Here is a 401-nt window from a genome sequence, read left to right on the forward strand (position 1 = left end):
CCGTGATCCACGCTGGGGCCGTGGGCAAGAGACCTATGGCGAAGACCCGTATCTCACCGGCCATCTCGGTGTCGCCTTCATCACCGGGCTGCAGGGGCCGGACCCGGCGCACCCCAAGGTGATCGCCACGCCCAAGCATCTCGCCGTCCATAGCGGTCCCGAGGCCGGGCGCGACGGTTTCGATGTCGACCCGTCGCCGCAGGATCTGGAAGCGACCTACCTCCCCGCCTTCCGCCTCGCGGTGACCGAGGGCAAGGCGCAGTCTCTGATGTGCGCCTATAACGCCATCCACGGTGTCCCCGCCTGCGCCAATGCGCCGCTGATGGTCGATCGGCTGCGCCACGACTGGGGCTTTACCGGCTTCACCGTCTCCGATTGCGATGCCGTCGCCAATGTCCATC

General features: G+C 67.3%; 1 protein-coding gene. It reads left to right on the plus strand.

The annotated features are described in order from the left end of the window. Positions 1-401, plus strand: a 401-nt coding sequence (locus ASV53_RS24765; protein WP_275657129.1) for a glycoside hydrolase family 3 N-terminal domain-containing protein, incomplete at both ends; no start/stop codon positions are given.

This window comes from Photobacterium sanguinicancri (assembly GCF_002265265.1).
In the GTDB taxonomy this organism is placed as follows: Bacteria; Pseudomonadota; Gammaproteobacteria; order Enterobacterales; family Vibrionaceae; genus Photobacterium; species Photobacterium sanguinicancri.